Source organism: Kitasatospora sp. NPDC023120 (genome assembly GCF_055560835.1).
Genome location: NZ_JBVHHY010000020.1, coordinates 78,765 through 98,601 on the forward strand (window position 1 = coordinate 78,765; position 19,837 = coordinate 98,601).

Here is a 19,837-nt window from a genome sequence, read left to right on the forward strand (position 1 = left end):
GGTAGGCGTCGGCGTAGAGGCCGGCAAGCGCGTCGGCGAGTGCGGGCCCGGGCGTGATGTCCTGGCTGGTGAGGTAGGTGGTGGCGGCCGCGGTCAGCGTCTGCCGGTCCGTGCCGTTGCCGCCGTTGTTGGAGGCGAAGGCGTGGGCCAGTCGGGTTGCGGCCGTAACGGTGAGTGCGGTGCCGAGCGCGGCGGCGATCAGCGGAGCCCAGTAGCGGGCGGTGCGCTCATCGTGGTCCCATCCGGGCCAGGCGTCGGGGCTTTTGGGTCCGCGTCACCGCCGCCTGCCTTCTCTACGGCCGCAGGGTTGTCGACGCCGAGCGCGGCGAGGACGTCGGGCAGGCTGGCCAGCAGCTCCGCCCGTACGGCGGGGTTCGCGTCGAGCAGGGCGGGGTCCCACCAGGCGATGGCTTCGACCTGGTCACCGTCGGGGTCGTCGGGGTTGGTGACCTGGTTGCGGCCGGTGCTGACCGGTACGGCAGTCTCGGATTCGACTTCCCAGACCGTGCCCCGGTAGATGCCGTTCGCGCTGGTCCACGTGCCGGTGAGTGTTCCCGGCGGGGGGATACACCCGGTTTCCTCAGCCCATTCCCGCCAGGCGCCCTGGAGCGGCGTCTCGGCGCCCTCCAAGTGGCCTCCGGGGAACTCCCACATGCCGGCCGCGGGGTCTTCGGGGTCGAGGGCCCGCTGGATCATCAGGACCCGGCCGGTGTCGGCCGCGCGGACGGCGAGTCCGGCGACTGCGACCTCGCCCGCTGCCTTTCGGACGGCAAGACGGCCTGTCTGGTTGAGGCGCCGGGCCTGGCGGGCGGCGACGTGCTGGAAGGTGAAGTCGCGCCAACGGCCGTCGCGCCGCCGCGCCCGGGAGAACCGGTTGAACGAGCCCAGCTCCCGCTTGACCAGTTCCGCCCGGTCGTCGTCCTCCTCGTCCTCGGTGCCGACGAGGTCGTATCCGGTGATGCCCGTCGCCGAGGTGATGCCCGCGGTGGGCCCGGTCTGGGCGCCGCCGTCCTTGGCGACCTCGGTGTCGTGCACCATCGCGTTGTACCGGGTCTGGTACGCGTTCTCGGCGGCGGCCGCCGCCGCCTGGTCGGTGGTGCCCGCGGCCGGCACGGCGCCGGGCGGGGGAACGTACGGCTGGTCGAGGACCGGCTGGTCCTTGGCGGGGCCGAACGTTTCCGGGTCGACCCTGCCTGCGACGCCGTCGATGGCGAGGAGGGGGATCGGCCCGACGCGCGGGGTGGAGTAGAAGCGCGGGGTGGGCCGGGTGGGGTCGCCGGGCAGGCCGAGGAGGGCCTCGCGGCCTTCGTCGACGGAGGCCATGCCGGTCTCGATGTAGACCTGCCACGCCTGCGCGAGCTGCAGCCTGTCTTCCTTTTCCTGGCCGGTGTCGAAGCTGAACGCGATCGGCAGGCCGAGGTCGTTCTGGAGGAAGTCGGTCAGGACGGAGGTGATGTGGGCGATCAGCGGCAGGTCGCCGACGCGGTGCTGCACGTCGCCCTGCGACTCGGACGAGGACAGGTTGACGGTCTCGGTGAACCCGAGGTCCGACGGGACGACGTGGTAGGCGGCGCAGGTCTTTCGCATCAGGAACAGGGAGAAGGTGTCGCTGAAGTCCTTCTCGTTGCTCCAGGTGATGCCGGACCCGCCGGGCATCCACTTGATCTGGTGTTTGGCGGCCTGGTCGCCGAGCATCATGGCGTCCCAGACGGTCTGCCATTCCTCGATCTGGTCGGGGCTCCAGGTCTCGGGTGCGGACGCGAACGCTTCCGGCACGTTGCCCTCGGTGAAGCGCTGCAGGAAGTGGGACTGGAACCGCAGGTCAGTGTTGGCGTTGAGGAGCACCGTCTCCAATGGGGCGGTGCCGTACGGGCTGTTGGGGCGTGGCCGGAACGGCTGGTAGATGAGGTCGTCCCTGGTCAGCCAGTTCCAGGGGAGGCCCTGCACGTACTGGACGTATCCCTCGGCCGGCGGCTCGGGGATGTTGCCCCAGTAGTCGAGCAGCGGCGCGATGGTGGTGCCGTCCACGACCCGCAGGCCGATGGCGTCACCGCGACGGTTCCGCAGCCGATAGAGGGTGCCCGCGTCGTACGCCAGCACGTCGTACAGCCATGTGGCCAACCAGTTCGCGAACGGGGTCTGCCGGTCGGGCTTGGTGAGGACGGCCATGCCCTGCGCAATCGCCGCGGCGGCGTCGCCGTGGAATCCAGGCGCCGGGGTGAGCGACCAGTCCAACGCCCTGATGGAGTCGATGCGGTGCCATATGCAGGCCTGGGCGACGTCGTACGCCTCGATGAGGCCGCGCAGCGTGTGGAAGGCGACGCGCTCGTTGATGCGGGGCCGGGCCGCGATGTTGACGCCGGCCGGGAAATCACGGCTGCGGGGCTGCCGCGAGTAGCCGTCGAACGGCATCTGGGGGGTGCCCGGCGCGAACGGCGTCTGCATGGTCATCTGGGCGGCCTGTTCGGCGGCGACGATCTCCGTGGGTACCCGGGTGCCGGGGCCGAAGACCTTGGTGATGCGGTCCCAGATGCCCACGCTGCCTCCCATCTCAGGGTTGGCGTTGTCGGCGGAGAGCTGCGTCGCGGGCCCGCTTGCGGGCGAGGGCCGGGTCGTCGGGCACGGCGGCGGGGACGGGGTCGTCCGGCGAGTCCGCCGGGGCAGCTTCGGCTGCCTTACGGCGGCCGTAGGAGAGCCAGGCGTGCGCGTCGAGGCCGCAGCCGGTGTAGAACGCCAGGAGCAGGGCGTCCGCGTTGTCGGGGGAGCGGCCGATCCGCTTCTTCGTCTCGGCTTTCGGCTCCACCACGATCCGGCCGGACGCGTCCGTGGAGTACTTGGGTGCGGTCAACTGGGAGACGAGCCGCTCCCTGTCGTCCGGATCGAGTTCGGACAGGTCCCAGCCGCAGTCCTCGGACAGCTGCCGGCCGATCTGCCACCAGATCTGCGACCGCAGCCGGGCGAACTTCGTGGGCTCACTGCTGGCTTCGGAGACGTTGACGCCGATGATCTCCGCGTCGTGCTCGCCCTGGGCGCGGCGCTCCCTGAGAGTGCCGACGATGCCCCAGCCGATGCCGATCGAGTCGACCTTGACCCTGGTGGCCTTCGACTCGCGGATCGCCGCGACGATCGTGTGCACGACCTTTGTGGGGTCCTTCTCGCGGCTGCGCCACTCGCGGCCGACGCGGGTGCCGCGGCGTTCGCGGATGACGGTCTCGTCTCCGCCGGCGCCGAGGTCGACGCCGAGCTCGACGGGGGTGAGGTCGGTGTACCTGAGCGGCTGTTCTGGCGGAAGGCCGCAGGCGCGGATCGCGGAGAGCCGCACGATGCCGTCCTCGGCGTCCGACGGGAACTCGCCGAGAACCTTGGAGATGTAGGTCGGGGACTGCGCACCGAACTCGGCCCGCATGTCGGCTTCGTAGGCGTGTGAGACGAGCATCGGCTGCAGCTCGGCCGGCACCGTCTCGCCCGTGAAGTTCGGGGTGTCGAACGCCGAGATGCGGATGACGTTCCAACGGCCGGTGTTGGCGCAGACCCGGGCGAACTGGGAGCCGGGGTCGTCTGGGTTGCCGATCGCGAGGATGCGGCAGTGCTCGCCGGTGGCGATGGCGTTCGCGGCGGTCCAGAACTGCTTGTTGATGCCGCAGGCCTCGTCGAGGATGACGAGGACGTATTTGGCGTGGATGCCTTGGAAGGCGTGCGGGTTGTAGTCGCTCGGCTTGCGGCCGAAGGCGATGAGCCGCTTTCCGAGTTTCCAGTCGGTCTCGTTGATCCGGCCGGGCAGTGGGGTGCCGCGGGCGGCGGCGGTGGAGAACGCCGCGTTGATCTCGGACCACAGGATGGCCTTGACTTGGTCGCCGGTTGGGGCGGTGGTGACGACGCGGGCCTCACCGGCGGGGTGGGTGTCGAGCCACCAGGCGGTGAGCCGGGAGGCAACGAACGACTTGCCGACGCCGTGGCACGACTGGACTGCGGTCATGCGGTGGTCCCGGACGGACGCGGCGATTTCCACCTGCTTCGACCACAGGTGCTCGCCGAGTTTCTCCCGCGCCCACAGTGCCGGGTCGGCGGCGTACTCGTCGACCCGCGCACGGGCTGCGCTGTCTTCTTCGAGTCGCCGGGCGGCGAGAGCGAGAGGGTCGGCCCGCACCTGCCACCCCCTCGCGGCCTACACGGAGCGCAGGTGGCGGGCCGCGACGGTCTTGGCCTCGGCGGCCTGGACGCCGCTGACGCCGAGGTGGGCGAGGACGGCGTCGATCGCGCTGAGGACCCGGTCGGCCTGCGCCTCGGAGATCGCGGCGAGCCGTGCCTCGATGTCGAGACGGGCTATGGAGGACAGGACGGTGTTCGCCCGGTCCATAGCCCGCTCGTACAGCTGCACTTCGGCACGGAGCTGTTCGGCGCCGGCGTGGCCCTCGTAGCGGATCTCGTTGCCGATGCGGTTGACCAGGGTGGCGGTGGCGGTCTGCCATGCGACGACCTGGCCCGCCAGCTGCATGAGGGCCGTGAGCGGGTCGTCGACGGGCTGGACGTCGAGTTCGGCGAGCAAGGCTCGGACCTCCCTCTCGGCGATCTCCTGGGCGGCCTTGACCTTTTGGCCGGGGGTGCTGCCGCCGTGGAGGCGGCATCTGCCGGTCCCGGGATGGTCGGTGCCCCAGCCGGCGCGCAGGCCGCAGAAGTCGGCGGATTCCTCCTGCCGGGTCTTGGCTCCGCAGATGGGCTTGTTGCCGGCGGCCACGGTCAGGCCTGCGGGGCGGGCAGCTTCGCTGCGATGGCCTTGGCGGCATCGGCGATGGACATGAGGGCTCCTTCGGGCGGTCAGATGGCGGTAAGGCCGGGCACCAGCGGCTGGATGGTGTTGAGCCAGACACGGGCCATCTGGAGGTAGCCGGCATCGGTCGGGTGGACGCCGTCGATCGTCCACCGGCCGGGCGGCGGCGCGCTGTTGGGTTGGGTGGCGTCGACTTCCCAGCGGGCCGTGGTGGTGTGGGTGTGGTCGGAAAGGACGACCCGGCCGGTTGAGATGCGGGCGTTCACGGCCTGCGTGATGACGGCGTTGGCGTGCTGCTCATTGCTGAGGATGCCGGTGGCCTGCTGGCTGAGGGCGACGAGGGCGCAGGCGACCTTGACAGTGGGGCTGGACGCAAGGATCTGGTCGATCAGCGCACCGTAGGTGGTGGCGGTGAACGTGCTGGCGAAGTCGCCGTCGTTCGTGCCGATGTTGATCAGCACGACGTCGGGGCTGTTCGCGGCCAGCGCGGCGCCGATGCTGGCCTTGAGGTCGGCGAGGTACCAGCCGCCGTGAGCACACATCGACATGACCGGCTGGACGCGCTGCCGGGCGATGAGGTCGGCGAGCCAACCCCGCCAGCCCTGACCGTCAGTCGAGCCGAATCCGACGGTGATGGAGTCGCCGCACGCCATGACCCGGACCTGGGTGGCGGGAGCGGGCAGGAGCTGGTTGCGGAGCAAGTTCAGGTTGTCGCGCGTGTCGATGGCGAGCCTGGAGCTCTGCTGCATGACCTCCAGCAGGTTGAACCGGGACGCGCAGATGTCCCAGCCGACCTGGCCGTTCGACTCGACGAAGCCGGCGTCGGTGGCGCCTTCGGCTATGGAGGTGGCTGTGGCGGGGCTGTAGCCGATGGGGGCGGTCACCGTAGCGCTCCTTCAGGTGAGGGCAGGTGCGTGGGCGGGCGTCAGCGCGGCCGTCTGTCTGGGATGAACTCCGCTGCGAGGGGGGCCGTGACGCGGTTGGTGGGCCGGGCCCTGCAGGTGGGGCCTTGGTGCCACCAGCGTCGCTCGCCGAGCCAGGCGCGCGCGCCGCAGCGTGAGCAGGTGCCGGGGATTGGTGTCCAGGCTGTGGGGTGGGTGAACGGGGCGTCGAGGGCACGCTGCGGGCCGGCCGTCACGAATCGGCCTGTGTGAGGGTGCGGGCGATTGCGATCCAGGAGTCCGCGAGGCGTTCGAGGCGCTCCATCAGCGGAAAGTTCGTTTCCAGCTCGGCGTGGAGAGGCAGCCGTGCGGCGCGCGGCGGCTGGCACGGGCGTGGGGGTCTCTTCCGTGGCAATGCGCACCTCCCGGGGGATGGGCGCCCGCGGCCTGGCAGGAAGCGGTGGTGCCAGGCCGCGAGCTGGGGCCCGCCGCCCTCAGGGCGGGCCGTCCCCGCCGGCCGGCTCGCGCGGGCGGCACGCGGCGGGGAGCTTCGGGGTTCAAGCCGCTCGGCGGCCTTCAGGCAGGACGGGCACCGAACCGGGGCCGGTCTCGGACGCCGGCGGCAGTTCACGCAGGTCGTACCGGGTACCCGTCGGCGTTTCGTGCCGGGTGATACGGCCCTCGCTCGCCCAGCGCCAGATCGTGCCGACGGGGCGGCCGGTCCACAGGCGCGCTTCCGTGGCGGTGACGAGTATGGGATCCACCTGGCACCGCCTTACGGAACGCGAAAGGGCCACCCGGCGCGGGGCGGCCCTTTCGACAGATGTTCTAGTTGATCAGATAGTCGCTTCGGTCCGACGGGTTGTCAAGCCGCGACCGGCAAAACGATCCCCCGGAGTGTCGCGCCGAGCCGCAGCCACTCAGACCGACCCCACCGTGCCCCGCAACCTTGGCACTTGATCTCCATGGCCCAAGGCGACACCTTCAGGCGCTCACCGCACGCCGGCCCGCCGTCCACCGGCACGGCCGGGCAGCAGCCGACCGGCACCCTCACCTCCCACTGGCCGGTGACCGTCGACTCCGCCTGGGCGTGGAGGCTGCCGATCAGCCGCAGGTCCGCGCCGATGTCCGCGTACCGCTCGCACGCCCACGGCAGGTTGTTGACCAGCATAGTGACGCACCCGGCGAGGCTGGACTCGTAGCCTCCCCGTTCGGGGAGCTGCGCCCAGTCGAGGTGGATTCGCCAGCGCTGCTCGATGCCGAGGAGGAGGGAGACGATGCCTCCGGGGCCGCGGAGGTCGAGCGGGGTGAGGGCGGCTCCGAGGCGGGTGGAGCCGGGGGAGCCGGTGACTTGGCCTGCGTTGTCGGTGCGGGAGCCGGGGATGAGTTTGTCGCCGAGTTGGCGGTAGAGGCTGGGCATGGCGCCGAGTTGGGTGGTGGCGCGGTCTTCGCAGACGTAGCAGGCGTGGCGGTGGAGTTCGTCGCCGCGCAGGAGGCGGGGGCAGTGGGCGCACCGGGTGTCGAGGGTGTCGTCGGTGAGGGTGGGCATGCTGGTCCTCCCGGGCGGCGGGGTGATCAGTCCAGTGTGGCACCGATCCGGAATCTGTCACCCCGGTGCCGGGCGCCTACTACGCTGATCGGTCGACCAGGGAGGTGTACTCGTGGACGACATGACACCGCAGGTGCAGTGGGAGTTGAGCGAAAGGCAACGGCTCCAACGGGAGCGCGAACGCCGGCAAGCCAAACAGGGCCTGTACGTGTTCGGAGGGATCGCCGCTCTCGCACTGATGTGGTGGTTGGTCGGCTCCGGCGGCGGTGGGAACCCATCCGGAGCAGCTGGCACACCGAGCCCGGTGATGCCGGCAGGCCGCAGCGCGAACGTGGCGTCGGGTGTCCCGCTTTCGCCTGACGGAGGGCACAGCCGGGAGGTGACGCAGGCGTCTGTCACGCCATGGCCGTTCACCGTGCCCTCCGGAACTCTCCGGTGTCGGCCTGGCCAGCAGATCACCTTCGAGGCGAACGGGGTCGAGTACGGGGTGAACGGCCTCGCGCAGGCGAAGTATCCGAAGCCGCAGCCGATCTGGGCTGATGACGTGCAGCTCGGGAACGGGCTGAAGGTCGACATCGGGTCCGTGATCGACGCCGGCCACGCGCTCTGTTAGCTCGACTGAGGGGTGGCCGTCAGTTCGTACTCGCCAAGCCTTGGCCGCATCAGGTGACCGCGGGCGTAGAGAGCCTGGAGGTCTCGGCGGACGAACTTGTTGTCGGGCCGGGGCTGGTAGAGCTGCCAGGCGCGCTGCCGGTTCCAGGTCCCTCCGGCGCGGCGGATGGCGTCGAGGACTTGCCGGCGCCGATCTGTGGCTGGGGCGTCGGGATTGATGGCGGTTGCGTGGCTCATGGGCTCATCCTCTCGCGCGAAGGCCCGCCCTGGTAGCACCAGGGCGGGGACAGCGGCACGGGTCAGTCGGTCGGCAGCGAGAACTGCTTGACGGGCCCGACTTTCTCTACCAGGACACCGTGCTGCACCCACACCTCCAGGGCGCGTCGGACGGTGTCCAGGCTGCTGAACGGGCCACGCTCGCCAAGGTCCTTCTTGGTGGCGTAGCCCTGCTCCGAGCACAACTGCAGGAACACCTTGTACAGACCGGGCCACTCGCCGTCGACAGGTTGCCCGTCGGGGTAGAGCAGTTGCGGCCGGGCAGGCTGCTCCGGCTTCGTCAGGTCCGCCCGCGGCTGGCCTTGGGGGGCGAACCGGCCGATCGGCTCCCGCGCCGGAAGGCTGGCGTGCAGGTGCGCTACGTCGTCGGAGATGTCCTGGTCCGACACGTACTCGACGCGGATCCGTGGGGGCGGCGCGGCTTCCGGCATCTCCGGGCACGCCAGGAAGATCTCGCCAGGGCGCCGGAGCTTTGCCGGGTCCAGGCCGAGCGCCTGGTAGCGCTTGCCGAACACGAACTGGGCGTGGTCTGGGTCAGCGACCCTGGTGGAGATCCGGTTGACGTAATTCCCACGGGCGTCGGTCCGGCCGCCGAAGACCGTCGACGACGGCTGCTGGGTTGCCGAAACGAACTGCATCCCCAGGAACCGGAGTAGTGCGAGAGCCGACTCGTACAGCTTCGTAATGGCGGGCTCGGCGGGGAGACCGTCCGGTTCGAGCTTTCGCGCCTCGGCCTCTTCCTTGCGGAGTTCCTCGTCCTGCCGGACCAGCTCCCCGAGCTCGTCACAGATCAGGAAGACCGCGGTGCCGTGGCCGCGCTTCCGTGGGTCGGGGTGGTTCGAGTCCCCGGGGATCCACTTGCGTACGGCGGGCCCGCCGCGTGCGAGGGACTGCCTTGACAGGTTCTCCAGGTGGGCCCCGCGGCGCTCGCCCTCGGCCAGCAGGTCCTTGAGAAGTTCGCGGGCCTCTTCCGGGGTTCGTGCGAGTCGTTTCAGGAGCGGCGCCCAGGGACCGAGCTCGGGGGCGCCGGGCTTGAGGTCGATGCCGTAGATCTCGACGTGCTGCTTCTTGAGGAGCTTCTTGATGATGAGGTTGGCGACGCCGGACTTGCCCCAGTCGCTGGCGCCGGCGATGAGCGTGTGGCGGTACAGCATCGTCAGGTAGACGGGCTGCCCGAACTCGTCCCAGCCGAGGCGGATGGGGTCGGCGACGTCCGTGGAGTCTTCGTCGGCGTAGGGGATGACGTCGCCGTGGAACGGGCCGCCGGGAACGCGCGCGGTGGGCTGCTCCTCCTCGGCGAGGATGTCGGCTCCGGTGCCGGTGCTGGACGCAGCAGCCTTGAGCGCGGCCTGGCCCTTGTCCATTTGGACCTGTACGTCAACGGTTGCGTTGGCGTTCGCCGTGGCGGTCGGGTTCGAGGGCAGCTTCTTCTGCCCCTTGCGGTGACCAAGCAGCCACGGCACGTACACCACGTACGCGGCTCCGGTGGTGACCGCAGCCGCGGTGAGGGAGATCCCGCCGGGGCCGGCACCGACCGCGGTGGCGACGTCGGCGAACGTCATCGTCATGCCCGCGCCGGTGCGGATCAGCATGTCGTTCTTCTGCTCAACCCCCCACGCTGCGATGCCCGCACCGAGGACGGCGAGGCCCGCGTAGGCGGCGGTCCCCCACCCGCCGACGCCGGCCAGGTTCTGCCACCAGCCGAGGCCAGTGACCGTTCCGACGACCGCGGTGGGAACGAGTTCGACTCGGTATCTGACGACCAGGGCGCCGACCCGGTTGGCGACGGCGACGCAGCCCTCGAAGAAGCGGTGGGAGAGGGACGGCTTGGCCTGGACGGGCAGGTAGACAGAGTCCTGCACGGACCCAGAGGCCGATGACGATGCCGCCGCCGGGCCCGCTTCCGGCAACGTTTCCGCAGGTCGCGGCTCCAAAACGGTCGTCGTCGTCGGCATCGTCGTCGTGGTCGTCGCGGGCTCGGAGCGCTGGGGGCGGGGGATGAACGGGAGGACGTTGTCGGTCTCGGCGGGCGTGTATTGCTGGGCCACGGAGGCCTCCTCAGGGGGTTCGGTGGGGCGGGGGAGTGGGTCGGGTTGAGCTGAGGGCAGGTGGCGTGCGCCCAGTCGGACTGGGCGCCGCCATCAGACCGTCAGGCCGGTGCTCTTCTGCAGCCACTTCTCCTGAGCCTTCAGGAGACGGTCGTAGGCCGTGGTCTGCTTCAGATTCAGTTCGGCCATCGCACGCTTCAGGTCGACGGCTTCGTAGCCCTCGGCGGTCATGAGGTCGAGGAGCTTGTCGACTTCGGTTTTGATCCGAGCCTGGCGGCCGGGGAGTTCCGCCGCCTGCTTCGGTTTCCGGTTCGACCGGCCCGCCGTTTCGAGCTGCTCCGGCTTCGCGCTGTACGCCTGATCCCGAAGCGCTTCGGTTTCGGCTTCGAGCCTCGCCCGCTCCCGCGCCGCCTGAAGCGCTTCGGTTTCGGCTTCTGCTGCCCGGCGAGCCGCGTCTGCGGTGAGGGCCAATCGCTTCAGTTCGGCTTCGGTTTCGGCCTGCCGTTGGGCGGCGAGAAGCTGCATACGCTTCACTTCGGCTTCGGCTTCGGCGGTGAGGCGCTGCTGCTCCCGGGCGGACAGTTCGTCTTCGGTTTCGGCTTCGGAGAGGCGCCGGGCGTTCGCGATCTCCGCGAGCTTCGCTTCGGTTTCGGCTTCGGAAACGCGGCGGGCTTCGGCTTCGGCTGCGCGCTTCGCTTCCTCAACCCGAAGCGCTTCGGCTTCGGCTGCGGCGTTTCGGCGGGCTTCAGCTGCGCGCGCCACTTCGGCTTGCCGCTGCGCTTCGGCTTCGGTTTCGGGAAGGGCGAGGGCGTCCAAAACCGAAATCCCGAAGCGGGCCATGGTGAACGGGAGAAGTTCGTCGGCGTCGGCGCGCCAGCGCCACCGCCAGCCGTACTCCTTCCGAAGCTTGGCCCTGTATACCCGAAGGTCTCGCCGGAGCTCGATGACTCGGAGGTAGGAGGGGATCTGCCAGACCCGCTGCAGCCGCCAGAGGAAGAACGTGTCGAACGGCGACAGGAACCAACGCTGCCAGGGCGGCGATTCGATGTGCCGCTCGGCGACGATGTCGGCGAGGCGGCCGATGGCGTGGCGGGCGGCTTCGACGACGATCACGAAGAGGGCGGGGATGGCGGCGTGCATGCCGACGGCCAGGTTGTCGCCCCAGGCGGCTGCGGCGTTGAAGGCGATGGTGGCGCCGGTGAGGCCCCAGGCGGCCTGGCGGAGCATGGGGTAGGGGATGCGGAGCCAGGTGAGGACGAGGTCGAGGGCGAGGAGGACGCCGATGCCTGCGTCGATGCCGATGGGGAACCAGTTGGCGAACTCGCCGAAGTGCTTGTCCTTGGCGAGCTTGACGACGGCCTGGTAGGAGCCGGCGAAGCCGATGCCGGCGATGAGGACGGCTCCGGCGGCGACGGTGCCGAGGAGGCCCTTCTGGGTGCGATTGAGGGTGATGGGCGCGGGTCGTCGGGGTGCCTCGGCCGGGGCGGCCGGCTGTTCGGGTGTGGCGGTCACGGCTGGGCTCCTGTTCGGGTCAGGTGGTGGGCGGCTGGTTGGGTGCGATGGCGTGGGCTGTGGTGGTGAGGGCCCAAAGGATGGCGGTGGCGGCCATGCGGGTGGCGTGGGCTGCGCCGAGGAGTAGGGCTGCGGCGGTGGCGCGGAGCTGTTTGTGGTGGCCGGCGAGGAGGAGCGGGAGGTTGAGGCGCAGGACGGCTGCGGCGAGGGCGAGGATCGCGTAGTGGGCGACGCTCGCGAGGAGGATGGTGGTGACCGCCGCCCCGGGGGTCTGGGTGGCGGCCAGGCCGGCGAGGGCGAGGCTGACGGTGGTGAGCGCGTGTTGCTCGGCTGGGGCGGCGGTGCGGGCCACTGGGGTCTCCTGTTAGGCGTGTTCGACTTCGCTGGCCTCGAAGCCGTAGGGCGTGGGGTCGTTGGGCTGGCCGGGGTCCTGGAGCCCGTTGGCTGAGACCCAGCCCTGGCGGAAGGCGGTGACGGTGCCGGTGCGGCCGAGGAAGCGGGTGGGCGCCTCGTGCTTGGCGAAGTTGTCGCGGGCGATGCGGACGCGGTCGCCCTTCTTGAAGGTGGTCATGGTGGGCTCCGGGGTCAGGTGGTGCGGCGGTAGTAGGCGGAGGCGATGAGTGCGGCGAGGAGGCTGATCGCGGCGAGGTGGGCGGAGCGGAGGGCCCTGTCGCCGGGGTCGGGGTGAGGCGCGGCAAGGAAGCGCAGGTAGTCGTTCACTGGTCGGGCCCTTCGAGGAGTTGCTGGGCTGGGACATCCGACGTGGCGTCGGTCGCCCTGCTGGATGTTCAGCTGTCGGACTTGCTCATGGCGCGGCAGACCTCTGCGTGCTGCTGCGCCAGCGCGCGGACGCCGGGCAGAGCTTCGGCAAGGCGCCCGGCAGCCTGGTCAGCCGTGTCCGTGTACAGGCCACCGGTGCAGTGGTAGTCGGACCACGTGCAGCCGTGGCATCGGGCGGACACCCGGGCAATGCGGGTGTCGTCGGTGATGTCGACGTACGCGCCGCCAACGTTGAGGTAGCGGGCGATGACGCCCTCGGGCCAGACGGTCATGGCTGTTCCCGTTGTCAGGCGCGGGCTGCAGCCCGGGCGAACAGTTGGTGGACGTCGTTCTGTGTGGTGCTGGTCTGGTCGTTCCACGTGTCGACGTGCATGAACTGGCCCGCGTAGCCGAGGGCATTGCCGATGGCGAGGCGGGCCTGCCACGCGGTTGCGGCGTTGCCGTAACCGGCGGCGAGGACCTGGACGTGAGCGCCGAGAATGCAGACCCGGCCTTCGTCGTCCCACAGTTGGCGCTGGGTCCAGCCATGCTGGCGGATGTAGCGGTCCATCAGCTGCAGGTGCTGGCGGGCTGTGGTGTGGATGAAGGAACGCCGCCGGAGCAGCCGGTCAGCAAGGGTGCGGGTGGGCGTAGGCGCGTCGTGCCACCACGGTTCGGTATCGCCGACGGCGGGCTCAGCCGGGGCCGGATGGTGGGCGTCGACGATGGCCTTGCGAAGGCGGGTGCGCCACACCGGCGTGGGTGCGACGGCGGCGAGGTAGGCCTCGATCTCGCGGACCAGGAGGGGGCCGTACAGGTCCGGGTCAAGTTGGAGTGTCGCGGTGGCGGCCATGTACGGCCTCCCTTCCTGGTCGGTGGGGTAGGGCTTGGCGTTGGTCAGCTGCGGTGAACAGAGCAGGCGTTCAGGTGGATCGGCCCGTAGTCCTGAGAGGTGATGACACACCGGCACGTCTTGCAGGTCGCGCCGGCAGTGGGCAGTTGGGCGGTGGCGTGGCCGACGATCATCGGCTTGCCGCAGCAGATCAGGGTGTCGTAGTCGGCGCGGGTAAGGGTGTGGCCGTTGGTGAGCCGGGGCATGGGTCAGGCCTCCGCGGTGTAGTGGTGGCCGTAGATGCCGTCGTGACCTCGCTCGTCGCCCCGGATCCAGGCCTGGGGGCGGCCGAGGATCTGGTCCGCCCAGGACTGCGCGGCACGGATGTCGTCGGCCCGGGCGTCAGCGAACGAGCCGTGGCACTCGGTGACGCTCCGGTCGTCGGACTTCAGCTCCCAGCCGTAGCAGTCGACGTCGTAGTAGCCGGGGTAGAGGGTGTACTGCATTTCGTCCTCGCGGGTTGTCGGGCGGTCAGATTGGCCTTGCAGGCCCGGGCGTGCCTCTCGGCGGCCTGCTTGGCCGCCTGGTCGTCCTAGGCGGTGAATGGCTTCTCGGTGCCACAGCCGGGGCAGGTCCACTCGTAGAACAAGTGGTCGCAGTCCCATCCCTCGCGGACCTCGATGGTGTGGCCGCCGGCGGTGCGGTAGCGGGCGACGACGGACTTGGGCTCGTAGTAGCGGCCGTACGCGTAAGTGGTCGTGATCGGAGTCCTCTATCCGGCTGTGTCGTGTCGGGTTTCGAGTGCGAGGAGTCTGACGCCTGCGCGATTTCGCACCCCTCGCGGTTGGCGGGTGGTCAGGCCCTGGGTGAGCGGCCGGTCAGCAGCTGACGCAGCGCGTCGATGCCGTACAGCTCGGTGACCATCTCGACGGCGCCCTCCAGGTCCAGGGCGGTCGAGGAGGTCTTCTCCCCGGCGAGCGCGGCGGCCTCGGCGGCGACCTCGTTGTCGACCGCGCGGTCCATGAGGTCGTAGATGCGCGGCCACTCGGTGTCGGTCGGCGGCGTGATCGTCGTGGGCATCGGGATGTCTCCTTCTGGGTTTGGGTCGGTCAGGCGGGCGGGTGCGGGAACTGAGAGGTTGCTCAGGCTGCGAGGGCGGCGACGGTGGCCGGGTACTCGCGCTCCATGCGGCGGACGAGGTGGGCGTACTCGGCGGAGTCGTAGACCCGGCGCAGGACCTCCGCGCCCATGCCGCGCTCGAACTCGGCGTCGCGGCGGGCGTCCAGCTCGTCCTGGTCCCGCTGCGTCCACGCGGGCTGCGTGGTGAGCGGGCCGTGCTGGCGCCACAGGCCCCAGCTGGTGGTGCTGCTGTCGCGCATGAGCCACTGCCCCGTCAGCGGACCGAAGTTGGAGCGGCGGTCGAAGACATAGGCGCCGTGGACGACCCGGCTGATCCAGCCGGCGTTGACCAGGTCCTGGCCGAGGGTCGGCAGCGCCGTGTAGTAGGTAACGCCGGGGCGGGCCTTGGCCGCCCACAAGTCGTGCTCCCGGCGGACCGCCCGCATCGCACGGTCGCCGGTGAGGCGGTCGTCGAAGGCGGCGACGCTGCCGGACATGCTGCCGATCAGGTCACGCAGGCCCATAATGGGACTCCTGTCTGCTCAGTTGGGTGGATGAGGGCCCGGGGCGGCCGGCGAGTTTGGCGACGAGACGGCCGCCCCGGGGCGTGTTCAGATGTCGCAGGCGGCGGCGTGGGCCTTGGCCTCGCGGCGCAGGTTGTTGACGGTCTCGTTGTCGTCCCTGTGGGAGAACCGCGATTCCTCACCGCAGTTCTCGCACTTCCACCAGGCGTACACGCGGCCGTGGCCCCAATCCCGGTAGACCACGGTGTTCTTCGTCGGGCTCCCGGCGGTCGGGTACTTGTAGACGCTCATAAGTTGGGGCTCCTTCGTTGGTGGTTGCGGAGTGCCGCGGGCTAGGACCAGTGCCACACGGAATTCGTGCGGCCGGCCTCGGCGGCGGCTGCGCCGAGCTCATAGCAGGCCTGACGCCACCGGCGGTCAGCGAGCGGCGCCAGGGTCTTGAAGGCCTCCCCCATGCGGCGGGCCTGCTCGGGCTGAATGTCGTGCGGGTCGCCGCTGCCGCGGTTGAACAGGGCCTGGACGGCCTCCCATTCGCGGCGGGGCGCGATCCTGCACAGGTGCTCCCCGAGTTCGGCGTGCGCCGTGTAGGAGCGGGTGCCGCCGGTCTGGTTGTGATCCCAGGACCAGCCCATCAGGCCACCCCCTCCCCCGCGGCCCGAGACCGGACCCACAGATAGGCGCCATCCGCGGCGGTAAGCAGCGCAACCGCGGCGGCCGCCGTCGCCTGGTGGGTGAGGTGACCAGGCTCGGTGATCGAGCCGAGTCCGAGGCCGGCCAACGCCGCCAGAGCTTTGTACGGGGTGGTCCACAGGACCCGGAGGGCCCGCATCACCCGACCTTGTTGTCGTAGCGGAAGACCTCGACCTGGCCAGCGGGCAGGTGCAACACCTGCTCGGCGTACGCCTGGACCCAGACGTCGCTCACCTCGCCATAGGTGTGGACGGGCCGGTAGATCGGGTCGCGGCCGTCCGGGTGGCGCAGGATCAGGTGGACGGGCTCGCCGGTGATCCGGTCGATGGCGGTCATGAGAGCTTCCTTTCGGGCAAGTGATCTATCGGGTCTGCTCGATGTGCCGATCGGCGGCCTGCTCGACCGTGTCGAGGGTCGAGCGCAGGCCGTTGCGGTCCGTCCGGGCCGGGATGGTGTTGAACCCGCAGTTGCAGGCGACCCACAGGTCGGAGCTCGCTCGGTCCGCCGCAGCACGGCTTCGGACGACGGCGATGTGACTGCCACCGCCGTACGCCTGGAACACGGAGACGACGCTTCCGCGATCCGGCAGATCGGCCGGCCACTGCCGACGCTCCACCTCGTGGCGCAAGGGCATGCGGCTTCCCTTCAGGCAGCGGCCGGGTAATGGCGGCCCGCGCCGAGCCGGTAGAGGAGCTCGGTCGCGCGGGCTTCCACGAGCGCCTCGTTGTCGGCGAGGACCGCCTCGACGGCGGCCTCACGCTGGGCGGCGGTCGCATCAGCGGGGAGCCGACCGAGCGCGACCTCGACGCTGGCGATGCCGTCCAGGCGTTCCTGGTAAGTGGCCATCAGACGACGCTCCGCTCGCCGTCGGCGAGCTCGGCCTGCCGGAGCTCCACGCACTTGGCCTCCAGCTCCGTGCAGAGGCGCCGCCCCTCCGCCGGGTCGCTCGCGGCGAGGATCGCCTCGCTGATGCGGTGGATCTCGTCCTCCAGGGTGCGGGTCTGCTGGTCGCTCATCGGTGCTCCTCGGGGGTATCGGTACTCTGCAGGTGGGCAATCGCCGCCCGAACCTCGGCATCACAGGCCCGACGAACCTCGGGAGACCCTCCGAAGGCGTCTGCGTAGGCGGTCTGGACCTGGGCCTCAAGGTGGTCCCCGGCCGGCGGCCATCAGCCGCTCCTCCAATCGGGAGCGACCTCCCAGGTGGCGGTGTAGCCGTTCGCCTGGGCAGTGGCGATGCGCCGGTCACGCTCGGCCTCGCTGTAGGCGCTGATCCCAGACGCCGCCGGGGAAACGCCCAGGCTGGCAAGGGACTTGCCGATCGGGTCGAGGTAGGCGGATCCGTCGGGGTTGAACACCCTGACGATGTAGACGGTCCGGTCACTCATCCGGAGTCCTCCTCATCGGCCTCCAGGAGGAGGTCCAGGTAGGGAGTGCCGTCCGCAGCCGTCATCAGGCACAGCATCTCGACGAGATCCCGGCAGTCCGGGTCGTCCGAGGGACGCGGAACGATGTCACCGGCAGCCATCACTTCTCCTTCTCGATCGGGTCGATCGGCTTACGCGGCCGCGGGATCCTCGGGATCACCGGCCGGTTGTCCCAGCCGGTCACTTCGTGGGCTGCGGGTTCGGCAGCGGCGGTAGCGGCTGGTGGCCGTAACCACCGTTCGCGGAGTGGTCACCCTTTGGGTCGTCCTGGTTGCGGAACATGGAGTCCTCCTTGACGTGGCGCTGACCGATGTCGGGCGCGCCGAAAGCAGGGTTAGGGCGAGAAGGCTGCGGGCCCGGCTCGACGGGGTCGAGACCGTCCCACGGTCGGGTCTGCTGCTGCAGCCGAGGAGAACCATTGGAGGAGGCTTGGCCCTGCTGGAGTGTGCTACCAGGGCTAGCGGTCGTACGATCGTGCATGGCATGCCTCTCCTGAAACTGCAGGTGGGCGTTCCAAGCCCTGGCCGGTGTGCGATCACCGCCAGGGCCGCGTTGCTTGGTGCAGTACGACTCTAGCAGCCTCTAGGGATGCTGGACTAGTCTAGAAGGTAGTTTCTTGGACAGAGAGAAGGAGGGTCGATGACTGGAGATGCATCCCGCCGCATCGCGGACGCCTTGCGCGCGGAGATTGAGGAGGGCGGGCTGGTCCCCGGCCAGGCCCTGCCTACGACGAAAGCCCTGCAAGAACGCTTCGGCGTGGCTCGGGAGACCGTGTACAAGGCAATTCGCCTGCTCGCGGCTGAGGGGCACGTGACAATCGCTCATCGGCAGACAGCCAGGGTGCGGGAGCGCCCGCGAAGCCGGCTCATCGTCCGGGACCGCACCGTCTATCGTGACGCGATCGGCTACTTCTTCGATCAGAACGCGAAGACGTGGGATGCCGTCGAGCCACCCACCCGCGGTCTGGCGGTCCCCCCGGACCACGTGGCAGACCTCCTGGGGGTCCCTCGGGGCCAGGACGTTCTCGTGCGAGATCGGAAGATGGGTTCGAAGGATCCGAAGCAGGTACTCCAGTTGGCGACCACCTACCTGCCGATGGCTCTCGTGGCGGAGCTCCCCGTGTTGGGCGCCGAGAAGGCAGGGCCTGGCGGCATCTACGACCGCTTGGAGGAGCACTTCCAGGCCCCTCTTGAGTGGGAAGAGACCGCCTGGTCGCGCCAGCCGACCGAGATCGAGCAGGAAGAGTTGAAGATCTCGAAGGCGATCCCTGTCCTCGTGGTGACCCGAGTGGCCCGGATTCGCCGGGAAGGCGACCTGATTGCCGCCGAGGTCAACGAGACCAGCATGTCGTCGGAGCGGTTTGCCTTGGCCTACCGCGTGCAGAGGGACGCCTCCGCCGTCTGGCCGAGGACGAGCTGAGACACGGTCGCGCCAGGTTCGCCTGGCGCGACTCGCTTCACGTCAAGAGAAGTTCTGTCGTTGCGGCCACCGACAGCCGATCGCCATCTCGCTTGGGGGAAAACATGAAGGAGCCACTCGCGCAGCGGCGTACTGCCCTCTACCGCTTCGACGACGTAGACGATGTCCTGCTGTATGCAGGTATCACCCACGACCTGGAGAAGCGGTGGAACACCCACCGGCTCGACAAGACGTGGTGGCATCTCGTCCACCGGAAGACCTTCGAGTGGTTCGAAAACAGGGCCCTGGCTGAGGCTGCTGAGGCGAAGGCTCTGACAACGGAGCGTCCGAGGTTCGATGCCTCGCGACTGAACCCCATCCCTCCCGCCTGCAGTGTTCATCACATCTATGAAGACCCGCGAAGGGCCGAGATTAAAGCTCTTCTGCTTGCTGACATAGACGCCGAGGAGTATCGGCGGGGTCGGGTGCTCCCGTACGCCACAGTCCTCGCTGAGAGGTACGAGACGTCGCCAGCCACCATCTCGTCACTCTTCCACGAGCTAACGACAAATCATGTTCTTGAGGGTTGGGGCAGCCGCTGGTGGCTCCGGGGGTGTCGGTCGGCCCGCCAGGCCTCCCCTGCTGCGGGGAAGTAGCTGTCCCACGGACCGGTCGGTCACGTGCGCTTCGGCTCTGCGTCCGTCCCGCGGCGCAAGTGTCGGCCGAACGTCTGGTCAACGTCGTGGTGGCCGGCTACCGCCGAGGCGAAGATGGTGCCGAGCCGGCCCCACGGTCGGCTTGCCGTATCGCCCTGGTGTCCGTGTTTCAGCTCCAGGGCCGACTCTGGAGGGGAAGAGATGCGCAAGATGACCGGACGGGTCACCAAGGCCGTCGTCGCCGGCGCCATTGCCGTCAGCGGCATGGTCGTCGGCACCGGCAGCGCCCACGCCGACAGCGCGTACGCGTGCCGCTCCTGGAATGACCACGGGCGGTATGTGGCCGTCCTCGGCAACGCGGTCTACCTGGACTCCTGCTACAACGTCCTGGACGACCGCCGCACCATCGAAGCGAAGATCCCGTTTTCGAACTACACCGGCCAGGGCCTGACGTACTGCGCACACGCCCTCAACGTGAACAACATCTACGGCCCCTGGGCCCATGATTTCGGCTGCACGTCGTCCTCGGCCGGGGGGGACTGGGTGTGGGCGGGGCGCGACCCCGGCTACGGTTCGTCCTGGTCGGACTGGACCGCGCCGAGGGGCACTTACGTGATCTCCACTGGGGTCTGGGTGGATGGCCACTACTACGGCGACGTGCAGAGTCCGCGGACTGCCATCGGGTAGCTCTCCGCATCGTGGGCTGCCGACCCGGGGCGAGATAGCCTTCGTCGAGGCGTACTTGACACGGGTTCACCAACCTGCCGAACACGCAGCTGCGCCCCGC

General features: G+C 69.6%; 29 protein-coding genes. 4 read left to right on the plus strand and 25 right to left on the minus strand.

What is annotated here, in order from left to right; genetic code table 11:
• Positions 1-198: 198 nt before the first annotated feature.
• The 5 genes from ACZ3TI_RS27480 to ACZ3TI_RS27500 form a co-directional block, all read right to left on the minus strand.
• Entirely contained in the window at positions 199-2,538 is a 2,340-nt protein-coding gene (locus ACZ3TI_RS27480) for a phage portal protein (protein WP_465730685.1), read from the minus strand.
• A 13-nt stretch (positions 2,539-2,551) separates the two neighbouring features.
• Complete coding sequence (locus tag ACZ3TI_RS27485; RefSeq protein WP_465730687.1) at positions 2,552-4,147, minus strand: hypothetical protein; 1,596 nt, start codon at positions 4,145-4,147, stop codon at positions 2,552-2,554.
• Positions 4,148-4,165: 18 nt separating this feature from the next.
• Positions 4,166-4,735: a hypothetical protein gene (locus tag ACZ3TI_RS27490; RefSeq protein WP_465730688.1), complete on the minus strand. Its 570-nt coding sequence runs from the start codon at positions 4,733-4,735 to the stop codon at positions 4,166-4,168.
• Between the two features lie 80 nt (positions 4,736-4,815).
• Positions 4,816-5,652 carry an SGNH/GDSL hydrolase family protein gene (locus ACZ3TI_RS27495; protein WP_465730690.1) on the minus strand — a complete coding sequence of 279 codons (837 nt, stop codon included), beginning with the start codon at positions 5,650-5,652 and terminating at the stop codon, positions 4,816-4,818.
• Positions 5,653-6,514: 862 nt separating this feature from the next.
• Positions 6,515-7,198, minus strand: coding sequence for a hypothetical protein (locus ACZ3TI_RS27500; protein WP_465730692.1), 684 nt, complete (start codon positions 7,196-7,198; stop codon positions 6,515-6,517).
• A gap of 112 nt (positions 7,199-7,310) precedes the next feature.
• Between ACZ3TI_RS27500 and ACZ3TI_RS27505 the strand changes: the two genes are divergently transcribed.
• Positions 7,311-7,811, plus strand: coding sequence for a YebY family protein (locus tag ACZ3TI_RS27505; RefSeq protein ID WP_465730694.1), 501 nt, complete (start codon positions 7,311-7,313; stop codon positions 7,809-7,811).
• On the opposite strand, the gene ACZ3TI_RS27510 is transcribed toward ACZ3TI_RS27505, so the two are convergent.
• The 20 genes from ACZ3TI_RS27510 to ACZ3TI_RS27605 all read right to left on the minus strand — a co-directional run bounded on the left by ACZ3TI_RS27510 (position 7,808) and on the right by ACZ3TI_RS27605 (position 17,097).
• A complete protein-coding gene (locus tag ACZ3TI_RS27510) occupies positions 7,808-8,047 on the minus strand; it encodes a hypothetical protein (protein ID WP_465730696.1) in 240 nt (79 codons plus the stop codon). The two genes, ACZ3TI_RS27505 and ACZ3TI_RS27510, sit on opposite strands and share 4 nt — an antisense overlap.
• A 62-nt stretch (positions 8,048-8,109) precedes the next feature.
• Positions 8,110-9,948 carry an FtsK/SpoIIIE domain-containing protein gene (locus ACZ3TI_RS27515; RefSeq protein ID WP_465730698.1) on the minus strand — a complete coding sequence of 613 codons (1,839 nt, stop codon included), beginning with the start codon at positions 9,946-9,948 and terminating at the stop codon, positions 8,110-8,112.
• A 279-nt stretch (positions 9,949-10,227) separates the two neighbouring features.
• Complete coding sequence (locus tag ACZ3TI_RS27520; protein ID WP_465730700.1) at positions 10,228-11,646, minus strand: DUF2637 domain-containing protein; 1,419 nt, start codon at positions 11,644-11,646, stop codon at positions 10,228-10,230.
• 19 nt (positions 11,647-11,665) lie between these two features.
• Positions 11,666-11,998 (minus strand): hypothetical protein, encoded by a 333-nt coding sequence (locus tag ACZ3TI_RS27525; protein ID WP_465730702.1) that lies wholly within the window; start codon positions 11,996-11,998, stop codon positions 11,666-11,668.
• Between the two features lie 12 nt (positions 11,999-12,010).
• Positions 12,011-12,217 carry a hypothetical protein gene (locus ACZ3TI_RS27530; RefSeq protein WP_465730704.1) on the minus strand — a complete coding sequence of 69 codons (207 nt, stop codon included), beginning with the start codon at positions 12,215-12,217 and terminating at the stop codon, positions 12,011-12,013.
• Positions 12,218-12,231: 14 nt separating this feature from the next.
• Positions 12,232-12,366 carry a hypothetical protein gene (locus tag ACZ3TI_RS27535; protein WP_465730706.1) on the minus strand — a complete coding sequence of 45 codons (135 nt, stop codon included), beginning with the start codon at positions 12,364-12,366 and terminating at the stop codon, positions 12,232-12,234.
• A 68-nt stretch (positions 12,367-12,434) separates the two neighbouring features.
• A complete protein-coding gene (locus ACZ3TI_RS27540; RefSeq protein WP_465730708.1) occupies positions 12,435-12,698 on the minus strand; it encodes a hypothetical protein in 264 nt (87 codons plus the stop codon).
• Between the two features lie 14 nt (positions 12,699-12,712).
• A complete protein-coding gene (locus ACZ3TI_RS27545) occupies positions 12,713-13,258 on the minus strand; it encodes a DUF6197 family protein (RefSeq protein ID WP_465730710.1) in 546 nt (181 codons plus the stop codon).
• Between the two features lie 44 nt (positions 13,259-13,302).
• Complete coding sequence (locus ACZ3TI_RS27550; protein WP_465730712.1) at positions 13,303-13,503, minus strand: hypothetical protein; 201 nt, start codon at positions 13,501-13,503, stop codon at positions 13,303-13,305.
• A 3-nt stretch (positions 13,504-13,506) separates the two neighbouring features.
• Positions 13,507-13,743 carry a hypothetical protein gene (locus ACZ3TI_RS27555; protein WP_465730714.1) on the minus strand — a complete coding sequence of 79 codons (237 nt, stop codon included), beginning with the start codon at positions 13,741-13,743 and terminating at the stop codon, positions 13,507-13,509.
• A gap of 349 nt (positions 13,744-14,092) precedes the next feature.
• A complete protein-coding gene (locus ACZ3TI_RS27560; RefSeq protein ID WP_465730715.1) occupies positions 14,093-14,317 on the minus strand; it encodes a hypothetical protein in 225 nt (74 codons plus the stop codon).
• Between the two features lie 62 nt (positions 14,318-14,379).
• Complete coding sequence (locus tag ACZ3TI_RS27565) at positions 14,380-14,880, minus strand: hypothetical protein (RefSeq protein ID WP_465730717.1); 501 nt, start codon at positions 14,878-14,880, stop codon at positions 14,380-14,382.
• 87 nt (positions 14,881-14,967) lie between these two features.
• Complete coding sequence (locus ACZ3TI_RS27570; protein WP_465730719.1) at positions 14,968-15,171, minus strand: hypothetical protein; 204 nt, start codon at positions 15,169-15,171, stop codon at positions 14,968-14,970.
• 41 nt (positions 15,172-15,212) lie between these two features.
• A complete protein-coding gene (locus ACZ3TI_RS27575; protein WP_465730720.1) occupies positions 15,213-15,512 on the minus strand; it encodes a DUF7739 domain-containing protein in 300 nt (99 codons plus the stop codon).
• A gap of 196 nt (positions 15,513-15,708) precedes the next feature.
• Entirely contained in the window at positions 15,709-15,906 is a 198-nt protein-coding gene (locus ACZ3TI_RS27580; protein ID WP_465730722.1) for a hypothetical protein, read from the minus strand.
• Between the two features lie 25 nt (positions 15,907-15,931).
• Complete coding sequence (locus ACZ3TI_RS27585; RefSeq protein WP_465730724.1) at positions 15,932-16,204, minus strand: hypothetical protein; 273 nt, start codon at positions 16,202-16,204, stop codon at positions 15,932-15,934.
• An 11-nt stretch (positions 16,205-16,215) separates the two neighbouring features.
• On the minus strand, positions 16,216-16,416 hold the full coding sequence (locus tag ACZ3TI_RS27590) for a hypothetical protein (RefSeq protein ID WP_465730726.1): 201 nt from the start codon (positions 16,414-16,416) through the stop codon (positions 16,216-16,218).
• On the minus strand, positions 16,416-16,586 hold the full coding sequence (locus tag ACZ3TI_RS27595) for a hypothetical protein (RefSeq protein WP_465730727.1): 171 nt from the start codon (positions 16,584-16,586) through the stop codon (positions 16,416-16,418). Before ACZ3TI_RS27595 ends, ACZ3TI_RS27590 begins: the two co-directional genes overlap by 1 nt.
• A 152-nt stretch (positions 16,587-16,738) precedes the next feature.
• Positions 16,739-16,957: a hypothetical protein gene (locus ACZ3TI_RS27600; protein WP_465730729.1), complete on the minus strand. Its 219-nt coding sequence runs from the start codon at positions 16,955-16,957 to the stop codon at positions 16,739-16,741.
• Positions 16,954-17,097: a hypothetical protein gene (locus tag ACZ3TI_RS27605; protein ID WP_465730730.1), complete on the minus strand. Its 144-nt coding sequence runs from the start codon at positions 17,095-17,097 to the stop codon at positions 16,954-16,956. Before ACZ3TI_RS27605 ends, ACZ3TI_RS27600 begins: the two co-directional genes overlap by 4 nt.
• 538 nt (positions 17,098-17,635) lie before the next feature.
• On the opposite strand from ACZ3TI_RS27605, the gene ACZ3TI_RS27610 reads away from it, so the two are divergent.
• From ACZ3TI_RS27610 to ACZ3TI_RS27620, 3 genes are all read left to right on the plus strand, one after another.
• Positions 17,636-18,415, plus strand: a complete 780-nt coding sequence (locus ACZ3TI_RS27610; protein ID WP_465730731.1) for a GntR family transcriptional regulator — start codon at positions 17,636-17,638, stop codon at positions 18,413-18,415.
• A 104-nt stretch (positions 18,416-18,519) separates the two neighbouring features.
• Positions 18,520-19,050 (plus strand): GIY-YIG nuclease family protein, encoded by a 531-nt coding sequence (locus ACZ3TI_RS27615; protein ID WP_465730733.1) that lies wholly within the window; start codon positions 18,520-18,522, stop codon positions 19,048-19,050.
• A 201-nt stretch (positions 19,051-19,251) separates the two neighbouring features.
• Positions 19,252-19,737, plus strand: coding sequence for a hypothetical protein (locus ACZ3TI_RS27620; protein WP_465730735.1), 486 nt, complete (start codon positions 19,252-19,254; stop codon positions 19,735-19,737).
• The last annotated feature ends 100 nt before the right edge of the window (positions 19,738-19,837 follow it).

Coding starts and splice junctions, on each gene's coding strand:
- ACZ3TI_RS27500 (WP_465730692.1), bottom strand. CDS start 7,198: ATGCCCACCCTCACCGACGACACCCTCGACACCCGGTGCGCCCACTGC.
- ACZ3TI_RS27510 (WP_465730696.1), bottom strand. CDS start 8,047: ATGAGCCACGCAACCGCCATCAATCCCGACGCCCCAGCCACAGATCGG.
- ACZ3TI_RS27530 (WP_465730704.1), bottom strand. CDS start 12,217: ATGACCACCTTCAAGAAGGGCGACCGCGTCCGCATCGCCCGCGACAAC.
- ACZ3TI_RS27540 (WP_465730708.1), bottom strand. CDS start 12,698: ATGACCGTCTGGCCCGAGGGCGTCATCGCCCGCTACCTCAACGTTGGC.
- ACZ3TI_RS27545 (WP_465730710.1), bottom strand. CDS start 13,258: ATGGCCGCCACCGCGACACTCCAACTTGACCCGGACCTGTACGGCCCC.
- ACZ3TI_RS27550 (WP_465730712.1), bottom strand. CDS start 13,503: ATGCCCCGGCTCACCAACGGCCACACCCTTACCCGCGCCGACTACGAC.
- ACZ3TI_RS27555 (WP_465730714.1), bottom strand. CDS start 13,743: ATGCAGTACACCCTCTACCCCGGCTACTACGACGTCGACTGCTACGGC.
- ACZ3TI_RS27560 (WP_465730715.1), bottom strand. CDS start 14,317: ATGCCCACGACGATCACGCCGCCGACCGACACCGAGTGGCCGCGCATC.
- ACZ3TI_RS27565 (WP_465730717.1), bottom strand. CDS start 14,880: ATGGGCCTGCGTGACCTGATCGGCAGCATGTCCGGCAGCGTCGCCGCC.
- ACZ3TI_RS27570 (WP_465730719.1), bottom strand. CDS start 15,171: ATGAGCGTCTACAAGTACCCGACCGCCGGGAGCCCGACGAAGAACACC.
- ACZ3TI_RS27575 (WP_465730720.1), bottom strand. CDS start 15,512: ATGGGCTGGTCCTGGGATCACAACCAGACCGGCGGCACCCGCTCCTAC.
- ACZ3TI_RS27580 (WP_465730722.1), bottom strand. CDS start 15,906: ATGACCGCCATCGACCGGATCACCGGCGAGCCCGTCCACCTGATCCTG.
- ACZ3TI_RS27585 (WP_465730724.1), bottom strand. CDS start 16,204: ATGCCCTTGCGCCACGAGGTGGAGCGTCGGCAGTGGCCGGCCGATCTG.
- ACZ3TI_RS27590 (WP_465730726.1), bottom strand. CDS start 16,416: ATGGCCACTTACCAGGAACGCCTGGACGGCATCGCCAGCGTCGAGGTC.
- ACZ3TI_RS27595 (WP_465730727.1), bottom strand. CDS start 16,586: ATGAGCGACCAGCAGACCCGCACCCTGGAGGACGAGATCCACCGCATC.
- ACZ3TI_RS27600 (WP_465730729.1), bottom strand. CDS start 16,957: ATGAGTGACCGGACCGTCTACATCGTCAGGGTGTTCAACCCCGACGGA.
- ACZ3TI_RS27605 (WP_465730730.1), bottom strand. CDS start 17,097: ATGGCTGCCGGTGACATCGTTCCGCGTCCCTCGGACGACCCGGACTGC.
- ACZ3TI_RS27610 (WP_465730731.1), top strand. CDS start 17,636: ATGACTGGAGATGCATCCCGCCGCATCGCGGACGCCTTGCGCGCGGAG.
- ACZ3TI_RS27615 (WP_465730733.1), top strand. CDS start 18,520: ATGAAGGAGCCACTCGCGCAGCGGCGTACTGCCCTCTACCGCTTCGAC.
- ACZ3TI_RS27620 (WP_465730735.1), top strand. CDS start 19,252: ATGCGCAAGATGACCGGACGGGTCACCAAGGCCGTCGTCGCCGGCGCC.